Annotated in this window: 16 protein-coding genes; 9 read left to right on the top strand and 7 right to left on the bottom strand. The window is 53.1% G+C overall.

Features of this window, described 5'->3' with window-relative positions; translation table 11 throughout:
* Both AC3CB2_RS09595 and AC3CB2_RS09600 read left to right on the top strand, forming a co-directional pair.
* Positions 1-1629, top strand: a complete 1629-nt coding sequence (locus tag AC3CB2_RS09595) for an NTP transferase domain-containing protein (protein WP_352932609.1) — start codon at positions 1-3, stop codon at positions 1627-1629.
* A 381-nt stretch (positions 1630-2010) separates the two neighbouring features.
* Positions 2011-2226 carry a hypothetical protein gene (locus AC3CB2_RS09600; RefSeq protein ID WP_014283520.1) on the top strand — a complete coding sequence of 72 codons (216 nt, stop codon included), beginning with the start codon at positions 2011-2013 and terminating at the stop codon, positions 2224-2226.
* A gap of 137 nt (positions 2227-2363) precedes the next feature.
* On the opposite strand, the gene AC3CB2_RS09605 is transcribed toward AC3CB2_RS09600, so the two are convergent.
* The 6 genes from AC3CB2_RS09605 to AC3CB2_RS09630 all read right to left on the bottom strand — a co-directional run bounded on the left by AC3CB2_RS09605 (position 2364) and on the right by AC3CB2_RS09630 (position 9705).
* A complete protein-coding gene (locus AC3CB2_RS09605) occupies positions 2364-2771 on the bottom strand; it encodes a F0F1 ATP synthase subunit epsilon (RefSeq protein WP_008548358.1) in 408 nt (135 codons plus the stop codon).
* 81 nt (positions 2772-2852) lie between these two features.
* Positions 2853-4277 (bottom strand): F0F1 ATP synthase subunit beta, encoded by a 1425-nt coding sequence (atpD, locus tag AC3CB2_RS09610; protein ID WP_014283519.1) that lies wholly within the window; start codon positions 4275-4277, stop codon positions 2853-2855.
* A gap of 25 nt (positions 4278-4302) precedes the next feature.
* Positions 4303-5190 carry a F0F1 ATP synthase subunit gamma gene (locus AC3CB2_RS09615; protein ID WP_008548310.1) on the bottom strand — a complete coding sequence of 296 codons (888 nt, stop codon included), beginning with the start codon at positions 5188-5190 and terminating at the stop codon, positions 4303-4305.
* Between the two features lie 33 nt (positions 5191-5223).
* Positions 5224-6753, bottom strand: coding sequence for a F0F1 ATP synthase subunit alpha (atpA, locus tag AC3CB2_RS09620; RefSeq protein ID WP_008548515.1), 1530 nt, complete (start codon positions 6751-6753; stop codon positions 5224-5226).
* Entirely contained in the window at positions 6753-7313 is a 561-nt protein-coding gene (locus AC3CB2_RS09625; RefSeq protein WP_008548376.1) for a F0F1 ATP synthase subunit delta, read from the bottom strand. The genes atpA and AC3CB2_RS09625 overlap by 1 nt, the downstream gene beginning before the upstream one ends.
* A gap of 214 nt (positions 7314-7527) precedes the next feature.
* The gene (locus AC3CB2_RS09630) at positions 7528-9705 is read right to left on the bottom strand and encodes a primosomal protein N' (protein WP_352933029.1); all 2178 of its coding nucleotides are present in this window, start codon (positions 9703-9705) and stop codon (positions 7528-7530) included.
* A 258-nt stretch (positions 9706-9963) separates the two neighbouring features.
* Here AC3CB2_RS09630 and fsa point away from each other — a divergent pair, with 258 nt between their 5' ends.
* Together fsa and AC3CB2_RS09640 are read left to right on the top strand one after the other, a co-directional pair.
* Positions 9964-10617 (top strand): fructose-6-phosphate aldolase, encoded by a 654-nt coding sequence (fsa, locus tag AC3CB2_RS09635; RefSeq protein WP_352932606.1) that lies wholly within the window; start codon positions 9964-9966, stop codon positions 10615-10617.
* A gap of 119 nt (positions 10618-10736) precedes the next feature.
* Positions 10737-11225 carry a 2-thiouracil desulfurase family protein gene (locus AC3CB2_RS09640; RefSeq protein WP_352932604.1) on the top strand — a complete coding sequence of 163 codons (489 nt, stop codon included), beginning with the start codon at positions 10737-10739 and terminating at the stop codon, positions 11223-11225.
* A gap of 267 nt (positions 11226-11492) precedes the next feature.
* Here the strand turns inward: AC3CB2_RS09640 and AC3CB2_RS09645 are convergent, their stop codons facing one another.
* Positions 11493-11828 carry a transglutaminase domain-containing protein gene (locus AC3CB2_RS09645; RefSeq protein WP_352932602.1) on the bottom strand — a complete coding sequence of 112 codons (336 nt, stop codon included), beginning with the start codon at positions 11826-11828 and terminating at the stop codon, positions 11493-11495.
* Positions 11829-12116: 288 nt separating this feature from the next.
* On the opposite strand from AC3CB2_RS09645, the gene AC3CB2_RS09650 reads away from it, so the two are divergent.
* The 5 genes from AC3CB2_RS09650 to thiE all read left to right on the top strand — a co-directional run bounded on the left by AC3CB2_RS09650 (position 12117) and on the right by thiE (position 16741).
* Positions 12117-12851, top strand: coding sequence for an endonuclease (locus AC3CB2_RS09650; RefSeq protein ID WP_352932600.1), 735 nt, complete (start codon positions 12117-12119; stop codon positions 12849-12851).
* A 90-nt stretch (positions 12852-12941) separates the two neighbouring features.
* A complete protein-coding gene (locus tag AC3CB2_RS09655; RefSeq protein WP_008548429.1) occupies positions 12942-14027 on the top strand; it encodes a phospholipase D-like domain-containing protein in 1086 nt (361 codons plus the stop codon).
* 81 nt (positions 14028-14108) lie between these two features.
* Positions 14109-15068 carry a tyrosine recombinase XerC gene (locus tag AC3CB2_RS09660; protein ID WP_008548504.1) on the top strand — a complete coding sequence of 320 codons (960 nt, stop codon included), beginning with the start codon at positions 14109-14111 and terminating at the stop codon, positions 15066-15068.
* Between the two features lie 91 nt (positions 15069-15159).
* Positions 15160-16116 (top strand): hydroxyethylthiazole kinase, encoded by a 957-nt coding sequence (gene thiM / locus AC3CB2_RS09665; RefSeq protein WP_425328943.1) that lies wholly within the window; start codon positions 15160-15162, stop codon positions 16114-16116.
* Complete coding sequence (thiE, locus tag AC3CB2_RS09670; protein WP_352932596.1) at positions 16100-16741, top strand: thiamine phosphate synthase; 642 nt, start codon at positions 16100-16102, stop codon at positions 16739-16741. The genes thiM and thiE overlap by 17 nt, the downstream gene beginning before the upstream one ends.
* Positions 16742-16833 lie beyond the last annotated feature (92 nt).

The raw sequence follows: 16833 nt of genomic DNA on the forward strand, positions 1-16833 counted from the left end.
GTGAAATTTGGAAGCAGAGCAGCCGCAGAGAGCATTGGGTGTTACCTCGCCCACTCCATCAAACATAATGGCCTTTCCTTCTCCAAGGGGCACCAACTGACTGCGGAGGACGTGGACCAGCTGATTGCGGCTGGGTTTGCAGAGGTGACCGTTGCTCAGGTTGAGGACACTGACCTGCATGAGGATGAGGCGGCGGCGCTGCTGGCCAATCATGCTTGCGGGGATGCTGTCTCGGCTTCTACCCCGTTTACCGGACGTGCGAACCTTTACGCCGCACACAGCGGTGTGTTGCAGGTTGATGCGGATAAGGTGACGGAAGCCAACCTGATTGATCCTGCCATCACATTTGCCTGCTTACCGCCTTTCACGGAAGTGCGTGAAGGACGGATGCTGGCGACGGCGAAGATTATTCCGCTGGCGGTGGATCAGCAGCTGGCGCAAGACGCAGCTGAGAAGATCTCTGCTGCGGTTTCTGTTGCTGCATATTCTCCGAAGTCGGTTGCCGTGATCTCAACGACGCTGCCGCATCTGAAAGAGACGACAATCACGAAGAGCCTGCGTGTTTTGCAGGAGCGGCTGGACATTGCGGAGAGCACGATCTCTGCTGACCTTCGCGTGCCTCATGATGAGTCGGCATTGATCAACGTGTTGAACACGGAGCAGGTTCGGGATGCGGATCTGGTGGTTGTGTTTGGGGCTTCCGCTGTCGTGGACCAGGGAGACGTTATCCCGGCGGCTATTCAGGCGGCTGGGGGAGAGCTGGTTCATTTCGGTATGCCGGTTGATCCGGGCAATCTGCTTGTGCTTGGCGACCTTAACGGTACGCCAGTGATAGGTGCGCCGGGGTGCGCGCGTAGTCCGCAGGAGAACGGCTTTGACTGGATCCTGCAGCGGTTGCTGGCTGATATCAGCGTTACACGCCGGGACATCATGTCTATGGGCGTGGGTGGGCTTCTGAAAGAGATCCATAGTCGTCCGCAGCCGCGAGACCATCCTCTCTCTGAAGATCCGGATAAAACCGTTTGCAGTGGCGTGTTGCTTGCGGCGGGTAACTCCTCTCGCATGGGACAGCACAACAAGCTGCTGGCTCTGATTGATGGGAAGCCGGTGGTGAGGCACGTTGCTGAGCACGCGCTTGCCAGTGACTTGAGTGAGCTGATTGTGGTGACCGGTGCGATGGCTTCCAAGGTGGAAGAAGCGCTTTCCGGTCTCCCTATCCGATTCCGCCATAACGCTGACTTCGATGAGGGCATTTCATCCTCCATCAAGAAGGGCATCGAAGGCGTCGCAGAGCAGTCGAATTCTGCGCTCATCCTGCTTGGTGATATGCCGTTTATATCAACTGAGGACATCAACACGCTGCTTAAGAGCCGAAGTGTGACGCAGGATCAGCTGATTGGCGTTTCAACAACGCAGGGAAAGCGTGGTAATCCGGTGCTGTGGGATCGGGCCTTCTTTGAGGATTTACTTTGCCTACGTGGGGACATTGGCGGCAAGCCGATCATCCAGCAGAACCCATCAGTGGTTTACACCGTAGAAGTTGGCGAAGCAGCGCGGCGTGATTTGGATGACCCCGAGGCACTTCACAGTGCGGGCGGCATACTAGGCAAACACTCTGAAAAGCCATAATTCGCCACAATTGATGAATCAATTTGGCGCAGAAACCACAATGTTTCCGTAGAACTCTCGCGGTGGTTAATATTGGTGCATACACATGCCAATTGCTATCTGATTGTTTTACTTGCAAATTTCAAAATCGGAAAAATTTTCTATCCAGATTTTCTTGTGTAAGCATTTTTACACAGCTAAAAATATCTGGCTATTTGGAAAGGGGAGAGATAATCTTTTTCCCGTCCGGTAAATTTGTCTGCTTTTAATGCAGCAAAAGAAAATTCCGGTGATCCCATAATCAAAAATGGTTCCATTGATCCAACGGCGAGCATGGCTTTCACGCTCCTCCCGCGTGCATGCAGGCTTTGATCTATGGCTCCAAAGAACAAGGGTAGGTAGATGAAAGCACCAGTTATGCCGAAAGCGGGCCAGTGCAAGTGGACTGAAGGCGATAGCGGAAGTTACACTTTCCCATGCACCAACCGCGCTGAAAATGGTTCTTACTGCGAGTATCATCGCACGATTGTTTATGAAACACCTGAGCAGCGTAAAGCACGTGCTGAGGAAATGCGCGCAGCAAATGCGGCAGCTAATAAAAAGCGGATCGCAGCCTAATCAACTGGGCTGTGTACCCCTTCCCTGCGTTCTTATGCATTTTGGTATAAATCGCAGGCCCTGTTTAATCTGCACTGCAGATACAAAAAAGCCTCGGCACTGCCGAGGCTTTTGTTTTTCTTGGCATCGAAATGCAATCAGGAAGCTTTGAGGGCTGCCTGCAGCTCCTGCAGCTGGGAAAGTACCAGCCGTGCAGCCTGACGTGCATCTTCGTCCTTTGCATCAGCTACATCTTCACTCGCATCTTGAATCTGCTGTGCGATGTAACCTGCATCAAGATCGGCCATCGGGATCGCCTGTTCCGCCAGAACAGTCATGCCAGACGCGGAAACGTCAGCAAAACCACCCCGCACGAAGTAATCGTGCTTGGAACCATCTTCGCTGAGCGCTTTAACAACACCCGGACGCATGGTTGACAAGAACGGCGAGTGACCAGCGCCAACACCAAACTCACCTTCAGAACCAGGTACGGTTACATCGGTAACCTTCGCTGAGAGCAGAAGGCGCTCTGGTGATACCAGCTCAAACTGAAATGCTTCAGCCATTTAGCTCATCCTCTATCCGTTTCTAAGAGTGACGCAGGTTATGCGTCACCCAAAGAAGTCACCGGTTCAAAAAAACCGAGATTAAGCAGCGTCCTCAGCCAGTTTCGCAGCTTTCTCGATTGCCTCATCCATAGAGCCAACCATGTAGAATGCAGCTTCTGGCAGGTGGTCGTATTCACCAGCAACAAGGCCTTTAAAGCCTTTGATGGTGTCTTCGAGCGCAACCAGTTTACCTGGGGAACCAGTGAAGACCTCAGCAACAAAGAACGGCTGGGACATGAAGCGCTCGATCTTACGTGCGCGAGCAACAACCAGCTTATCTTCTTCAGAAAGTTCATCCATGCCGAGGATGGCGATGATGTCCTGAAGTGACTTGTAGCGCTGAAGGGTTTCCTGAACAGCTGTCGCAACTTCGTAGTGCTCGTCACCGATAATGCGCGGGTCAAGCATACGAGAGGAAGAGTCCAGCGGATCCACAGCAGGGTAGATGCCTTTTTCAGCGATCGCACGGTTAAGAACCGTTGTCGCGTCCAAGTGAGCAAATGTGGAAGCAGGTGCAGGGTCAGTCAAGTCATCCGCAGGAACGTAAACGGCCTGTACGGAAGTGATAGAACCCTTGGAAGTGGTCGTAATACGCTCCTGCATGCCACCCATGTCGGTAGCAAGTGTAGGCTGGTAGCCCACAGCAGAAGGAATACGGCCGAGAAGTGCGGACACCTCAGCACCAGCCTGGGTAAAGCGGAAGATGTTGTCCACGAAGAACAGAACGTCCTGGCCTTTATCACGGAAGTCTTCCGCGATGGTCAGACCGGTCAGAGCAACACGTGCACGTGCTCCTGGAGGTTCGTTCATCTGACCGTAAACAAGAGCAGCTTTAGAACCTTCGCCGCCTTTTTCCTTGTTAACGCCGGACTCGATCATTTCCCAGTAAAGGTCGTTACCTTCACGAGTACGCTCACCAACACCAGCGAATACAGAGTAACCGCCGTGTGCTTTAGCAACGTTGTTGATCAATTCCATGATGAGAACTGTTTTACCAACACCCGCACCACCGAACAGGCCGATCTTACCACCCTTTGCGTAAGGAGCGATAAGGTCAACAACCTTAATACCGGTTGGAAGGATCTCAGCTTCTGTAGACTGCTCTACGAAAGCAGGAGCTTCCTGGTGGATGCCGCGCTTGGCATCATGTTCAATTGGACCAGCTTCATCAACAGGCTCACCAATCACGTTCATGATGCGGCCCAGAGTGCCGTCACCAACTGGAACTGCGATAGGTTCGCCAGTGTCACGTACTTCCTGACCGCGGACGAGACCTTCGGAAGCGTCCATGCAGATTGTACGTACTGTGTTTTCGCCCAGGTGCTGAGCAACTTCGAGAACCAGACGGTTACCGCCGTTGTCAGTTTCCAGAGCGTTCAGAATTGCAGGGAGTTCACCATCGAAGTGAACGTCGACAACAGCGCCGATTACCTGCGTGATCTGTCCGACTTTCGTGTCAGCCATCACTTAAATCCTCGTCTCAACTCGGTCAGAGCGCTTCCGCGCCCGCAATAATTTCAATCAGTTCCGTCGTGATCTGTGCCTGACGCTGACGGTTGTATGTCGTTGTCAGTTTGTCGATCATCTCGCCGGCGTTGCGCGTTGCGTTGTCCATTGCGGCCATACGCGCGCCCTGCTCGGAGGCACCGTTTTCAAGGATTGCGCTGAAGATCTGAATACCGATGTTGCGTGGCAAGAGAGTCTCAAGGATCTCCTGTTCACCCGGCTCGTATTCGTACAGTGCATCCTCAGAGGAACCGTTATCAGCGTCACCAGCAGAGTCGAACTGAGCTGGAATAAGCTGTTTTGCGGTCGGAACCTGACTGATTACCGATTGGAATTGCGCGTAGAACAGTGTGCAGACATCGAATTTTTCGTCATAGAACATTTCCATAACGAGGTCAGCGATGTGCTTGACGTCACCGTACTCGATCGATTTCAGACCGCGCAGTTCGATATTCTCTACAATGTGCTGGTTGTAACCACGCTTCAGGGCGTCGTAGCCCTTCTTACCAACGGTGACGATCTTAACCGTCTTACCTTCAGCAAGGAGTTTATCAGCGTGTTCACGTGCCAGACGTGCGATTGACGAGTTGAAACCACCGCAGAGGCCACGCTCTGCTGTGCAGACGAGGAGCAGATGTGTCTGATCCTGTCCGGTACCCGTCATCAGCTTCGGCGCATCATCTCGACCTTCGAACCCAGCTGCAAGATTGCCAAGTACTGTCGCCATGCGTTCAGCATAGGGACGACCGGCTTCTGCAGCATCTTGGGCACGACGCAGTTTCGCCGCGGCCACCATTTTCATGGCCTTGGTGATTTTCTGCGTCGCTTTGACCGAAGCGATGCGGTTTTTTAGGTCCTTGAGGCTCGCCATGGGCGCTCTCGTTCCTTATCCCGTTGCTTCGAATTAACCGAGGGTCTTGACGTAAGCGTCCAGTGCAGCTTTCAGCTTGTCAGTCAAATCGGCGTCGAGTGCCTTCTTCTCCCAGATAGTGGAGAGAAGGTCAGCATGTTCTGCACGCAGGAAGCGCAGCAGGCCAGCTTCAAATTCGCGGACGTCGCTTACTGGACGGTCGTCCAGGTAGCCGTTCACACCTGCGAAGATAACTGCAACCTGTTCTTCCGTCTTAAGCGGGGAGAACTGAGGCTGTTTCAGCAGTTCGGTCAGGCGTGCACCACGGTTCAGAAGCTTCTGAGTGGTTGCATCCAGATCAGAACCAAACTGCGCGAACGCAGCCATTTCACGGTACTGAGCCAGCTCACCCTTAATCGGGCCAGCAACCTGCTTCATAGCTTTAACCTGAGCGGAAGAGCCCACGCGAGAAACTGAGAGACCTACGTTAACCGCAGGACGGATGCCCTGGAAGAACAGGTCAGTTTCAAGGAAGATCTGACCGTCAGTGATGGAGATCACGTTGGTCGGAATGTACGCGGACACGTCGTTTGCCTGAGTTTCGATCACTGGCAGCGCGGTCAGAGAACCGAGGCCGTGGTCTTCGTTCAGCTTCGCAGAACGCTCGAGCAGACGGGAGTGCAGGTAGAACACGTCACCTGGGTACGCTTCACGTCCTGGTGGACGACGGAGCAGCAGGGACATCTGACGGTAAGCAACAGCCTGTTTGGACAGGTCATCGTAACCGATCACAGCGTGCATGGAGTTGTCGCGGAAGTACTCACCCATTGTGGTACCTGCGAACGGCGCCAGATACTGCAGAGGTGCAGGATCGGATGCAGTTGCAGCAACAACGATGGAGTATTCCAGAGCACCAGCGTCTTCCAGAGCTTTAACGAACTGAGCAACAGTTGAGCGCTTCTGGCCAACTGCAACGTAGATGCAGTACAGCTTGTCGTGCTCGTTGTCAGATGCGTGCAAAGGCTTCTGGTTCAGGAAGGTGTCGAGGATGATTGCGGTTTTACCGGTCTGACGGTCACCAATCACCAATTCGCGCTGACCACGTCCGATCGGGATCAGAGCGTCAATCGCTTTCAGACCCGTAGACATTGGCTCGTGAACGGACTTACGAGGCAGAATGCCTGGTGCCTTCACGTCAACGCGGCGACGTTCAGTAGCTTCGATCGGACCTTTGCCGTCGATTGGGTTACCGAGCGGATCGACAACGCGACCCAGCAGCCCCTTACCTACTGGAACTTCCACAATAGCGCCGGTACGTTTTACCGTGTCGCCTTCTTTAATGTCACGGTCGTTACCGAAGATAACAACACCGACATTGTCAGTTTCAAGGTTCAATGCCATTCCCCGGATACCACCTGGGAATTCAACCATTTCACCTGCCTGGACGTTGTCCAGACCGTAAACGCGGGCAATGCCGTCGCCTACGGACAGAACTTGACCAACTTCAGTCACTTCAGCTTCTTGGCCGAAGTTCTTGATCTGGTCCTTGAGGATAGCGGAAATTTCCGCGGCCCGAATATCCATCAGCCGACCTCTTTCATCGCGAACTTAAGAGAGTTAAGCTTGGTACGCAGTGACGTATCAATCATCCGGCTGCCGATCTTCACGATCAGACCACCTAGAATGGATGAGTCCACCTTCACTACAATCTTCACGTTCTTGCCCGTAGAAGCGTTGAGTGCTTCTTGGAGAGCAGCGACATGCTCAGCAGTCAGTTCCGTTGCAGAGGTTACTTGAGCAGTAACTTCTCCACGTTTTGCAGCGAGCTGCGCACGGAAAGCCTGGATCATGCCTGGAACGGCGAAGAGGCGCCTGTTTTGGGCAACCAACTTCACAAAATTTGCGGTCAGGCCAGAAATTCCGGCCTTTTCCAAAATAGCAGAGATCGCCTTTGTTTGGGCGTCTGCACTAAAAACGGGGCTCTTGATAAGACGATCAAGATCAGCACTCTCGTTTAAGAGTGCCTCAAACTGGTCGAGACCCTTCTCCACCTCTGCCGTCGCACCCTGCTCCTCAGCAAGGTCCAACAGCGCAGAAGCATAACGCAAGGCCACGCCTGAAATGAGAGATACGTTGTCAGTCACTGGATCCGTGCTCTCCCGCGCATTCAAGATTCTGGCGGCTGGCTCGCCGGAAATCCAAATCCTTGATAAGTCGCGTCTAATTCAATTTGAATGGCACAATCTGAGATAACTGTGCCGATAAAGCCGCGCTTCGCATAGCACACGCGTGACCGCCTTGCAACATGGCGTAGGTATTCCAACGCATACATTGAGGTGCCAAACTTTCTGCGCAGCACTACATGAAACTTTGGGGGTCAACATCAACCTGCACTCTGATACCGCCGGTTGGCTTGGGTGCGACAGACAACCAGTTTCTCAGAAAGCCTTGTAAATCAACACTCCGGGGCGCGATTGCCAACAAACGGAAGCGATATCTGCCCCTCACAAGAGCCATTGCAGCCTCTGCCGGACCGAGGATTTGGACGCCTTCTGAACTAGGACTATTTACTGCAAGAGATTTAGAAAATTTTTCGGTGAGCGATCTGTCAGGCCCCGAAATAATCAAAGCAGCGAGTCTGCCGAACGGGGGCAAGCCAGCGTTTTCACGCGACTCGATTTCCGCAGCGTAAAATTCCTCGGGATTTCCTGAGAGAAGTGCCTTAATTACGGGCTGATCAGGGTTGTAAGTCTGAAGCAAACCGCGACCTTTTCCGTGTATTCGGCCTGCACGTCCTGTCACCTGCGCGAGAAGTTGGAAAGTGCGCTCTGCTGCTCTTGGATCGCCATTTGCGAGGCCCAAATCAGCATCAACCACCCCTACAAGGGTCATTAGTGGAAAGTTATGCCCTTTTGCGACCAATTGAGTGCCGATGACAATGTCGACTTCCCCCTCTTCAACGAGCTTCATCTCGCGGTTTATGCGCTCTGTGCCGCCCGGTAAGTCAGAGGAGAGAACGAGCACCCGCGCTTCGGGAAATAACGCTGAGACATCTTCAGCAATTCGCTCTACTCCGGGACCACATGCAACGAGTGTATCGGGCTTGCTACATTCGGGACATTTATCCGGAATAGGCTGTGAATAGCCGCAGTGATGGCATACGAGCTTGCCCTTAAAGCGGTGCTCTACAAGCCAAGCTGAGCAGTTTTCACAATGGAACCGATGGCCGCAGGTTCTGCACAGGGTCAGTGGGGCATAACCCCTACGGTTCAGAAACAGCAAAACCTGATTACCATTGGTCAGCGTTTGCTGGATTTCGTTGACCAATGCGGGAGCCAGCCACTTGCCTCGTTCGGGTCCATCACAGCGCATATCGATGCCTTTAATGGTCGGCATTTCCGCACCGGAAGCACGCTCTGGGAGCACGATTTTCGTGTATCTGCCCAGTTTCGCATTTACCTGACTTTCCACAGATGGTGTTGCACTGGCAAGCACCACAGGAAAACCAGAGATATGCCCCCGGACAACGGCCATATCCCTAGCGTTGTAGGGAACGCGATCGTCTTGCTTGTAGGCTGTATCATGCTCCTCATCCACGACGAGCAAACCAAGCCTGTGAAAAGGAAGGAAAAGTGCCGAGCGCGCGCCGACAACGACCTTCACTTCACCATTTGCGACTCCGCGCCATGTTCTTGCGCGTCGTTTTGGGGGCACCTGGGAGTGCCATTCGGCGGGTCTGACGCCAAATCGGTCCTCAAATCGATTCAGAAATTGGTTCGTGAGTGCAATTTCCGGGATGAGGATCAGCGCCTGCTCATTGTTTTTGAGGGTCTCAGCGACGGCTTCGAAGTAGACTTCGGTTTTCCCCGATCCTGTCACCCCATCAATAAGAAAGGCCTTGAACCCTTTGCCGATGGCTTCGCACAACTGATTCGCGGCGCCTTGCTGAAGATCTGTCAGCTTTCGGCCTGGCAATGTTGGGTCAGGATCTGGCAAGGGCGGCGTTGCAGGCAGCATGGCTTCTTCCAGCACGCCCTGCTTTTTGAGCCCATCGATCACCGAGGAACTCACACCAGCAGCTCCGGCCAGACCGGGACGGGTCCATGCCATACCGTTTTCGACCAGTTCCATCACCTTGGAGCGGGCTGGTGTCATGCGGTCAGGCTGCATACCGTCGATGTAACGAACACCGGAAAGCAGCGGTTCCGGTTCCAGAGCTTCTTCGGAGCGCAGCACCATGCGCAGCACCATGCCGGGTGCGCCCAGCGTCCAGGCGGCAACCCAGTCGATGTATTTCCTAAGATCTTCAGCAATTGGAGGCGTGTCGTAGACATGAAGGATGCTTTTCAGCTTCTTGGGATTAACCTTTGTATCCGGCTCTCCATCCCAAACAGCACCAATCACCTCGCGCGGACCAAGAGGCACACGCACGATGGAACCGGGGCGAACGTCCATATCAGCTGGTACTTTATAAGAATATGCACCTGCCACGGCGACGGGAACCAGCACCGGCACAATCACCTCTGGCTCACACATCTGGTCGTTGCCAAAAAACTCCTCTTGCTGAGTCACGAAACTCCATTCCTTGTTAAAGATTGGTGGGCCTTGTTGAGCACCAGTTGATTTTGTGGCGCATTCTTATCCTAAAACTGAAGTGCTCTCTTCGGGAATACGCTTTAGCGGGTTTTACTCTTGTTGTTTCTATGCACTCTGGGCTAAACACATACCGGAATTCACTCCCAAGGCCTCCGCTACCCTACGAGAGGCTGCTACGAAATCAGGAGCCTTTTTGGCATGAAATTCTTCGTTGATACAGCTGACACCAACGACATTAAAGAGCTGGCCGCAACCGGTCTTCTCGATGGTGTTACTACCAACCCATCTCTTATCATGAAATCCGGTCGTCCAATGAAAGAAGTCATCGCAGAGATCTGCGAGCTTGTGGATGGCCCTGTTTCTGCTGAAGTTGTTGCGACTGACGCTGAAGGCATGCTGAAAGAAGCTGAAGAGCTGATCGCGATTGCAGACAACATCTGCATCAAGCTGCCTCTGACCCTGGAAGGCCTGAAGGCTTGCCGCGTGCTGGCGAACAAAGGTGTTCAGACCAACGTGACCCTGTGCTTCTCTGCAAACCAGGCTCTTCTGGCTGCAAAAGCTGGCGCAACCTTCATTTCTCCATTCATCGGCCGTCTGGACGACATCAATATTGAAGGTCTGGACCTGATCGCTGAAATCCGTCAGATCTACGACAACTACGGCTTTGGCACCGAAATTCTTGCAGCTTCCATCCGTACTGCAAACCACGTGAAAGACTGTGCGCTGATCGGCGCAGACGTTGCAACCATTCCACCAGCGACCCTGAAGGGCCTCGTGAAGCACCCACTGACCGACAAAGGTCTGGAAGCGTTCATGAAAGACTGGGCAGCAACCGGTCAGAGCATCGTATAAGCTCTTTATTCGTCGCACATAGCGATGATATTAAGCGCAGGCCTTCCGGTCTGCGCTTTTTTTGTTTTATCGTGCAGACAAATCAGCCAAACCCATCAAAAATTCAAGCTTACGATAATATGCCCGAGAAGATCCTGATAAGCGCCTGTTTGCTGGGTGAACCAGTTCGCTACAACGGCACTGGCTTATCTCTTGAAAGTACCCTGCTCTCTGAGTGGAAGACTGCTGGCATTCTTGTGCCGCTTTGTCCTGAAGTCGCCGCAGGTTTTCAAACTCCACGCCCACCAGCAGAAATCGAAGCTGGTCAGCTGGGCACGGATGTATTTGCAGGAAACGGCAGCATCTATGAAAACACCGGGTGTGATGTCACCGAGCAATTTCGGCTTGGAGCTGATTTGGCCGTAAAGACTGCTAATGAAGCAGGTTGTCGTTTTGCTTTGCTGACAGATGGCAGCCCATCCTGCGGGAGCACCTTTATCTATAGTGGCCATCACGATGGGCAGACACGTTCCGGGATGGGTGTTGTAACCGCTGCCTTGCGTCATCATGGCGTAGAGGTGTTTGCTCAGCATCAGATAAAAGAGCTGGCGAAGCAGTTGCGCCGCTAAACACTCGGCAAAGGAATTAAGAGCGCGGATGCCTCACTCTTTTCCGCTCTACGATGCATGTGTTGCAATCCATTCCGTCACAAGCCGGAAGTACTTTGCGCGTAAATCACGCTGGTCTTGAGGCAGGCTCGAGACAAGATCTGCTTTCAAATCAATTATGTTCTCCGTAGCCGGGTATTCACGCTCAGCAACTGATGCAAGCGCGGTATGATTTGAGCCACTCCAATCGTGGTTCACCTTGAAACCGAAGTTCGCAAGTTCATCATGCTAGGTAGCATCCAGATTGAGCCATTTCCCCTGCTCTAACACCCGCACATAGTGGTGAAAGTCCGGCACGCGCTCACGAGTAGCGATTGCTTTGAGCTCTTTCGGAAAACTTCCATGAATAGGTGTGCTCTCGTTGAAGTAGGTGAACATCGTGATGATCTCGGCCTGATATCCAGCTTCACGGAGAAAGTCTCTCAGCAGAATATGCTTCCCCGAGCAGGAACCAACGTTGCTTGTATAAACAGCCTCTGGATCTCGGTTGCCAGTTGAACCGTATGGGATGTTGCGCACGTGGTGATAAATCTGCGGAAGAGACCCTAAGCTATTCTCCCACATAATTTTCTGCAGAAATTCTTTGTATTTCCTCACTTAGCTGTCATTGCTCCCTATTAAAAATAAGAAGCAGCTAGTATTTCCCGAAAAGCCTCACAAGCAAAGCCTTAGGCTCTGTATTTTCGCTAAGCACTGTTTCCCTCCCCTTCATCACCCTCGGCAAGGTTCACACCCATTCATTCGGTCAAAGTGGAACGGCACAAACCAGTATCCACCGCGTCAAACAGTGTTGGCAGGAGTTTCTTAACGCTCCCGCGCCAGCTTCTGATGGTGATCTCGAAAGACCTCTTCATGCGTAAACTCATCGTACTCTTCGCTGCCCTGCTGTCTTGCTTCTGGGCTGCTTCAGCTTTTGCTGCACCACCAACCAGTTTCTCTCAGGCCAAGCGCTTGTTGGAAAAGCATATTTATCCATCAGAAGAGTATCGTGAGACCTTCTATTGCGGTTGCTCCTATAATGGAGAGAAGCAAGTTGATGCAGACAGCTGCGGGTATGAGCCTCGTAAGAATGCCAAGCGCGGTAAGCGGATTGAGTGGGAGCACATCGTTCCTGCCTCTCGCTTTGGCAAAACGCGCGCTTGTTGGACAGAGGGTGATCCGGCCTGCACCACCAAGAAGGGCAAGGCTTACAAAGGTCGTCGATGCTGTTCCAAGGTGGATGAAGAGTTCAAACGTATGGAAGCTGATTTGCATAATCTGGTGCCAGCGGTTGGCGAGCTGAATGGTGACCGCTCCAACTTCCGTCTTGCTGTGATTGAAGGGGAAGACCGGACTTATGGCGCCTGTGATTTTGAGATTGACCGAGAACGGAAAGTCGCCGAGCCAATGGCTGAGACACGCGGGGATATTGCACGGATCTACCTCTACATGCAGGAGACCTATGGCATGCCGCTGACAGAGACAGAGGTGGAGATGTTCAACCAGTGGATGGCTGAGGATCCGGTCTCAGAAGAAGAACAGTTGCGGGATGCGCGCATTTTAGAAATTCAGGGCAACACCAACCCGCTTATCTCGGTCGGTTTCTAGCCTGCTACCAATTTCACTTCCTACCGTCATAATTGTGTACCGACACATTATCTACCCTAGGGTAAGGTGTTATGACGGTGGGAGGGTACAATGGCAGTTCAAACCGAGAATCTGAAATTCCTCGTTGGTCCGAAAACAGTCCTCGATCATTTGCCGGATAATCCGCTGGATGATCTGGAGGGCGAGATTATTGCGTTTATCGATGCTGCAGTGCGAAGTCTCGACATAGCAATTCAAGAAATAGACAATAAACGCATAACCAACGCAATAATTAACGCAAAACGGCGCGGCGTGCGGGTGCGCGTGGTATCCGAGGCGGATTACCTGAGCGTGGATGAGCCTGCGGATGACCCGCATACCAGTGACCCTCGTGTTGAGAACGAGGTGAACCGCCAGCTTCATGCGGCGCTGCTGCGGTCCAAAGTGTGGGTGCGGACAGATTTTAACCCACGGATATTCCATCAGAAATTCATCATTCGTGACGGCAATGCTGTTCTGACTGGCTCCACAAACTTCACGGAGACCGGTACGCATCGCAATCTGAACCACCTTCTTATCATCAAGGATGAGAAGGTCGCTGACATCTTTGAGCGGGAATTCAGGGAGATTAAACGCGGAAGATTTGGCCGCTACAGCGTGGATGAGAATGAGTCCGAAAACACACCGAAAGAGGTGGTGGTTGACGACATCCGCGTGAAAGTCTGCTTTGCGCCAGACCATGCGCCAGAGATGGAAGTCACCAAACAGATGACGAAAGCTAAGGAACGAGTGGACTTTGCGATCTTCACCTTCTCCAAGAGCTCCGGCATTGATGATGCCATGTTGCTGCTGATGGAAGCAGGGCGGCAGGTGCGCGGTGCCCTTGATGCCCGGCAGGGTGGGCAGGACTGGGCCGCGACGCAGCCTCTTGCAGAAGCTGGCGCTGATCTGCACTTCGTTCGCGGATCGAGCCGGATTGGTAAGCTACACCATAAGCTTATGGTGATTGATGATAGCATTATGATCGTTGGCAGCTTCAATTACACTGGCCCTGCGAACCGGTTTAATGACGAGAATATTGTTGTTCTGGGAGATTCTGTTGCCCCAACGGAGAACCAGAAACGGTTTGCGATGGCGGCACGGCAGGAGATTGACCGGATCATCAGCGACCACGGGGAACCAATCGTGATCGACTAAATCTGCTCAGTCATTTCGTAAAGGCGTGAATGTTTATCTTTTGGTAACCATTCAGCCAGATTTGGCGCTTACACTTGGCGAATGGCAAATTCCCTGGACAGCGGCGAAGACTTACTCATCATCTGCAAACCAGATGTTACCGCAGCGATTGAAGACTGGATTGATCATCTTGGCTCCGAACGGCGACTGGCTGAACGGACACTCGAAGCGTATGAGCGCGACACGCGTCAGTTCCTGCGTTTCATGACCAGCTATGAGGGTGAGCCAGTTGCTCTGCGGCATCTGGAGTCGTTGAAACCAAAAGACTTTCGCGGTTTTTTGGCAACGCGCAGGAAAGACGGCGCGCAGACGCGGACGCTTGCTCGCGGGCTGGCTGGCATTCGCTCGTTCCTCTCATTTCTGGAGGAGCGCGGTGAGGTGAATGCGGCTGGAGCTGCAGCCGTGCGTACGCCAAGACTTCCCCGCAGCTTGCCCAAGCCTATCCCCGTTGAGGAGGCCAAGGCTATCGTCAGTAGCGATCTGGCTTTCGAGGATACTCCCTGGGTTGAAGCGCGCAATGCTGCAGTGTTTACTCTCCTCTACGGGTGCGGACTTCGTATCTCGGAAGCATTGTCTCTGACACCTGCGACGGCACCGAAGGAAGGCGATAAGTCTTTGAAAGTGCGCGGTAAAGGCAACAAGGAACGACTTGTTCCGGTCCTGCCTGTGGTGGTTGAAGCTATTGAAGCTTACAAAGATCAATGCCCCTATGACCTTTCAGCGAACTCACCCCTCTTCCGTGGTGTTCGCGGCGGCGCGCTCAACGCACGCATGATCCAGCTGGCCATGCAAAAAATCCGCAGTGCACTCGGGCTTCCGGATACGGCTACTCCCCATGCTTTGCGCCATTCCTTTGCGACGCATTTGCTATCTGAAGGCGGGGATTTGAGGAGCATTCAGGAGCTTCTTGGCCACGCAAGCCTTTCTACCACGCAGATTTATACGGAAGTGAACAGTGCACAGCTGTTGGATGCCTACGACAAGGCGCATCCACGCCGTTGATAGGTTGTCCCCCTCCTCCACATCACCTTGATCTCCTCCGGCAGACCCCTTAGGTTCAGAGCTGTGAAACGGGGTGCCCGGCACTTGTGTCGTGGCTGAGATCATACTCGATGAACCTGATCTGGATAATTCCAGCGAAGGGAGCACTCACACCGTGTTGGGGGACAGTTTCTTCTGGCAGTATGCCAAGGCCCTGACACCAGCTCTCTTTCGCACAACAAGACCGAGGATAAAAATGGGTCGTGTCGAAAGCGCTTGCGCAACTCTTTCCGCAATTCGTGAAAACAGTCCACTCGTCCATAACATGACGAACATCGTGGTGGCGAACACCACTGCAAATGCTCTTCTGGCAATTGGCGCTTCCCCTGCCATGGTAGATGGACCAGAAGAAGCCCCTGAACTTGCAAGTGTTGCAGGGGCATTAGTGATCAACGTGGGCACCGTCACCCCTGCACAGGCAGAGGCGATGAAGCTGGCAACAGCGGCGGCTCACAAAGCAGGTCGTCCATGGGTGCTGGACCCGGTGGCTGTCGGCGCGCTCACCTTCCGCACCAAACTTGCTGCTGAGTTGTTGGAGAATAAGCCGAGCGTCATTCGCGGCAATGCCTCTGAAATCATGGCACTTGTCGGTCAAGGTGCAGGCGGAAAAGGCGTTGATAGCACAGATAGTTCTGAGACTGCTCTGGATGGTGCAAAAGAGCTGGCAAAGCAGACTGGTGCTGTGGTGGTCGTCTCTGGCCCAGTCGACTTCATCACTGACGGCACACGCACGGCTGAAATCGCCAACGGGGATAAGATGATGCCATACGTGACCGGCCTCGGCTGCACGGCAACAGCCCTCACCGGCGCAACGCTCGCAGTTTGTAATGATCCGTTTGATGCCGCTGTCGATGCGATGGTTTTCCTCGGTGTAACTGGTGAGATTGCTGCGAAAGGTTCTGCAGGGCCTGCAAGTTTGCAGTTGGATATCATCAACAGTCTCTATCAGCTGAACGGTGATATCCTCAAGGCAACAGCTCGGGTTGAGATGCATGAAGCCGTTGCTTGATCTTTCCGTATATCTAGTGCTGGGGCCGCAAGACTGCCCTGGCCAGGATCCCGTCGACATCGCAGTCGCAGCTGCTCAAAACGGCGCTACTGTTGTGCAATTACGCGATAAAACCGGCAGCACCAAAGAGCAGATTGAGCTGGCAGAACGGCTGATGCAGGCGCTTAAACCGCTCAATGTGCCTTTGATTGTCAATGACCGTGTGGATGTTGCGCTGGCCGTTGATGCTGATGGTGTTCATGTTGGACAAGATGACATGGACGCCACCAAAGCACGGGAACTGATCGGGCCAGATAAGCTGCTTGGCCTTTCGGTGAGCACTCAGGATGAGCTGGATGCTGCGGACATTGCAGCCTGTGATTACCTCGGCATCGGCGCATGCTTTCCGACGAACAGCAAGGATGATGCAGCTGATGTGGGCACGCAGAACTTTGCTGGCTTAACTATTCAATCGCAGCTGCCTGTTGTTGGGATAGGCGGAATTTCTCTTGCCAATGCGGATCAAGTGATCAAAGCTGGGGCTGATGGTGTTGCTGTCATTTCAGCAATCTGTGGGGCACCCAGTGCTGCAGAAGCTACGCGCAAGTTTCAGGAAATCGTCAAAAGCGTAAAAGACCTAGGGTGATAGGATAAAACACGCATTTACTCCTCATAGAGCCCATCTACATTGATATATGAGAGAACTGAAGCTTGGTGCATTCATTGAGTTCATGCAAA

This window comes from Pseudovibrio sp. SCP20 (assembly GCF_057774105.1).

Coding starts and splice junctions, on each gene's coding strand:
- AC3CB2_RS09600 (WP_014283520.1), top strand. CDS start 2,011: ATGAAAGCACCAGTTATGCCGAAAGCGGGCCAGTGCAAGTGGACTGAA.
- AC3CB2_RS09605 (WP_008548358.1), bottom strand. CDS start 2,771: ATGGCTGAAGCATTTCAGTTTGAGCTGGTATCACCAGAGCGCCTTCTG.
- atpD (WP_014283519.1), bottom strand. CDS start 4,277: ATGGCTGACACGAAAGTCGGACAGATCACGCAGGTAATCGGCGCTGTT.
- AC3CB2_RS09615 (WP_008548310.1), bottom strand. CDS start 5,190: ATGGCGAGCCTCAAGGACCTAAAAAACCGCATCGCTTCGGTCAAAGCG.
- atpA (WP_008548515.1), bottom strand. CDS start 6,753: ATGGATATTCGGGCCGCGGAAATTTCCGCTATCCTCAAGGACCAGATC.
- AC3CB2_RS09630 (WP_352933029.1), bottom strand. CDS start 9,705: ATGTGTGAGCCAGAGGTGATTGTGCCGGTGCTGGTTCCCGTCGCCGTG.
- fsa (WP_352932606.1), top strand. CDS start 9,964: ATGAAATTCTTCGTTGATACAGCTGACACCAACGACATTAAAGAGCTG.
- AC3CB2_RS09640 (WP_352932604.1), top strand. CDS start 10,737: ATGCCCGAGAAGATCCTGATAAGCGCCTGTTTGCTGGGTGAACCAGTT.
- AC3CB2_RS09645 (WP_352932602.1), bottom strand. CDS start 11,828: ATGTGGGAGAATAGCTTAGGGTCTCTTCCGCAGATTTATCACCACGTG.
- AC3CB2_RS09650 (WP_352932600.1), top strand. CDS start 12,117: ATGCGTAAACTCATCGTACTCTTCGCTGCCCTGCTGTCTTGCTTCTGG.
- AC3CB2_RS09655 (WP_008548429.1), top strand. CDS start 12,942: ATGGCAGTTCAAACCGAGAATCTGAAATTCCTCGTTGGTCCGAAAACA.
- AC3CB2_RS09660 (WP_008548504.1), top strand. CDS start 14,109: ATGGCAAATTCCCTGGACAGCGGCGAAGACTTACTCATCATCTGCAAA.
- thiE (WP_352932596.1), top strand. CDS start 16,100: ATGAAGCCGTTGCTTGATCTTTCCGTATATCTAGTGCTGGGGCCGCAA.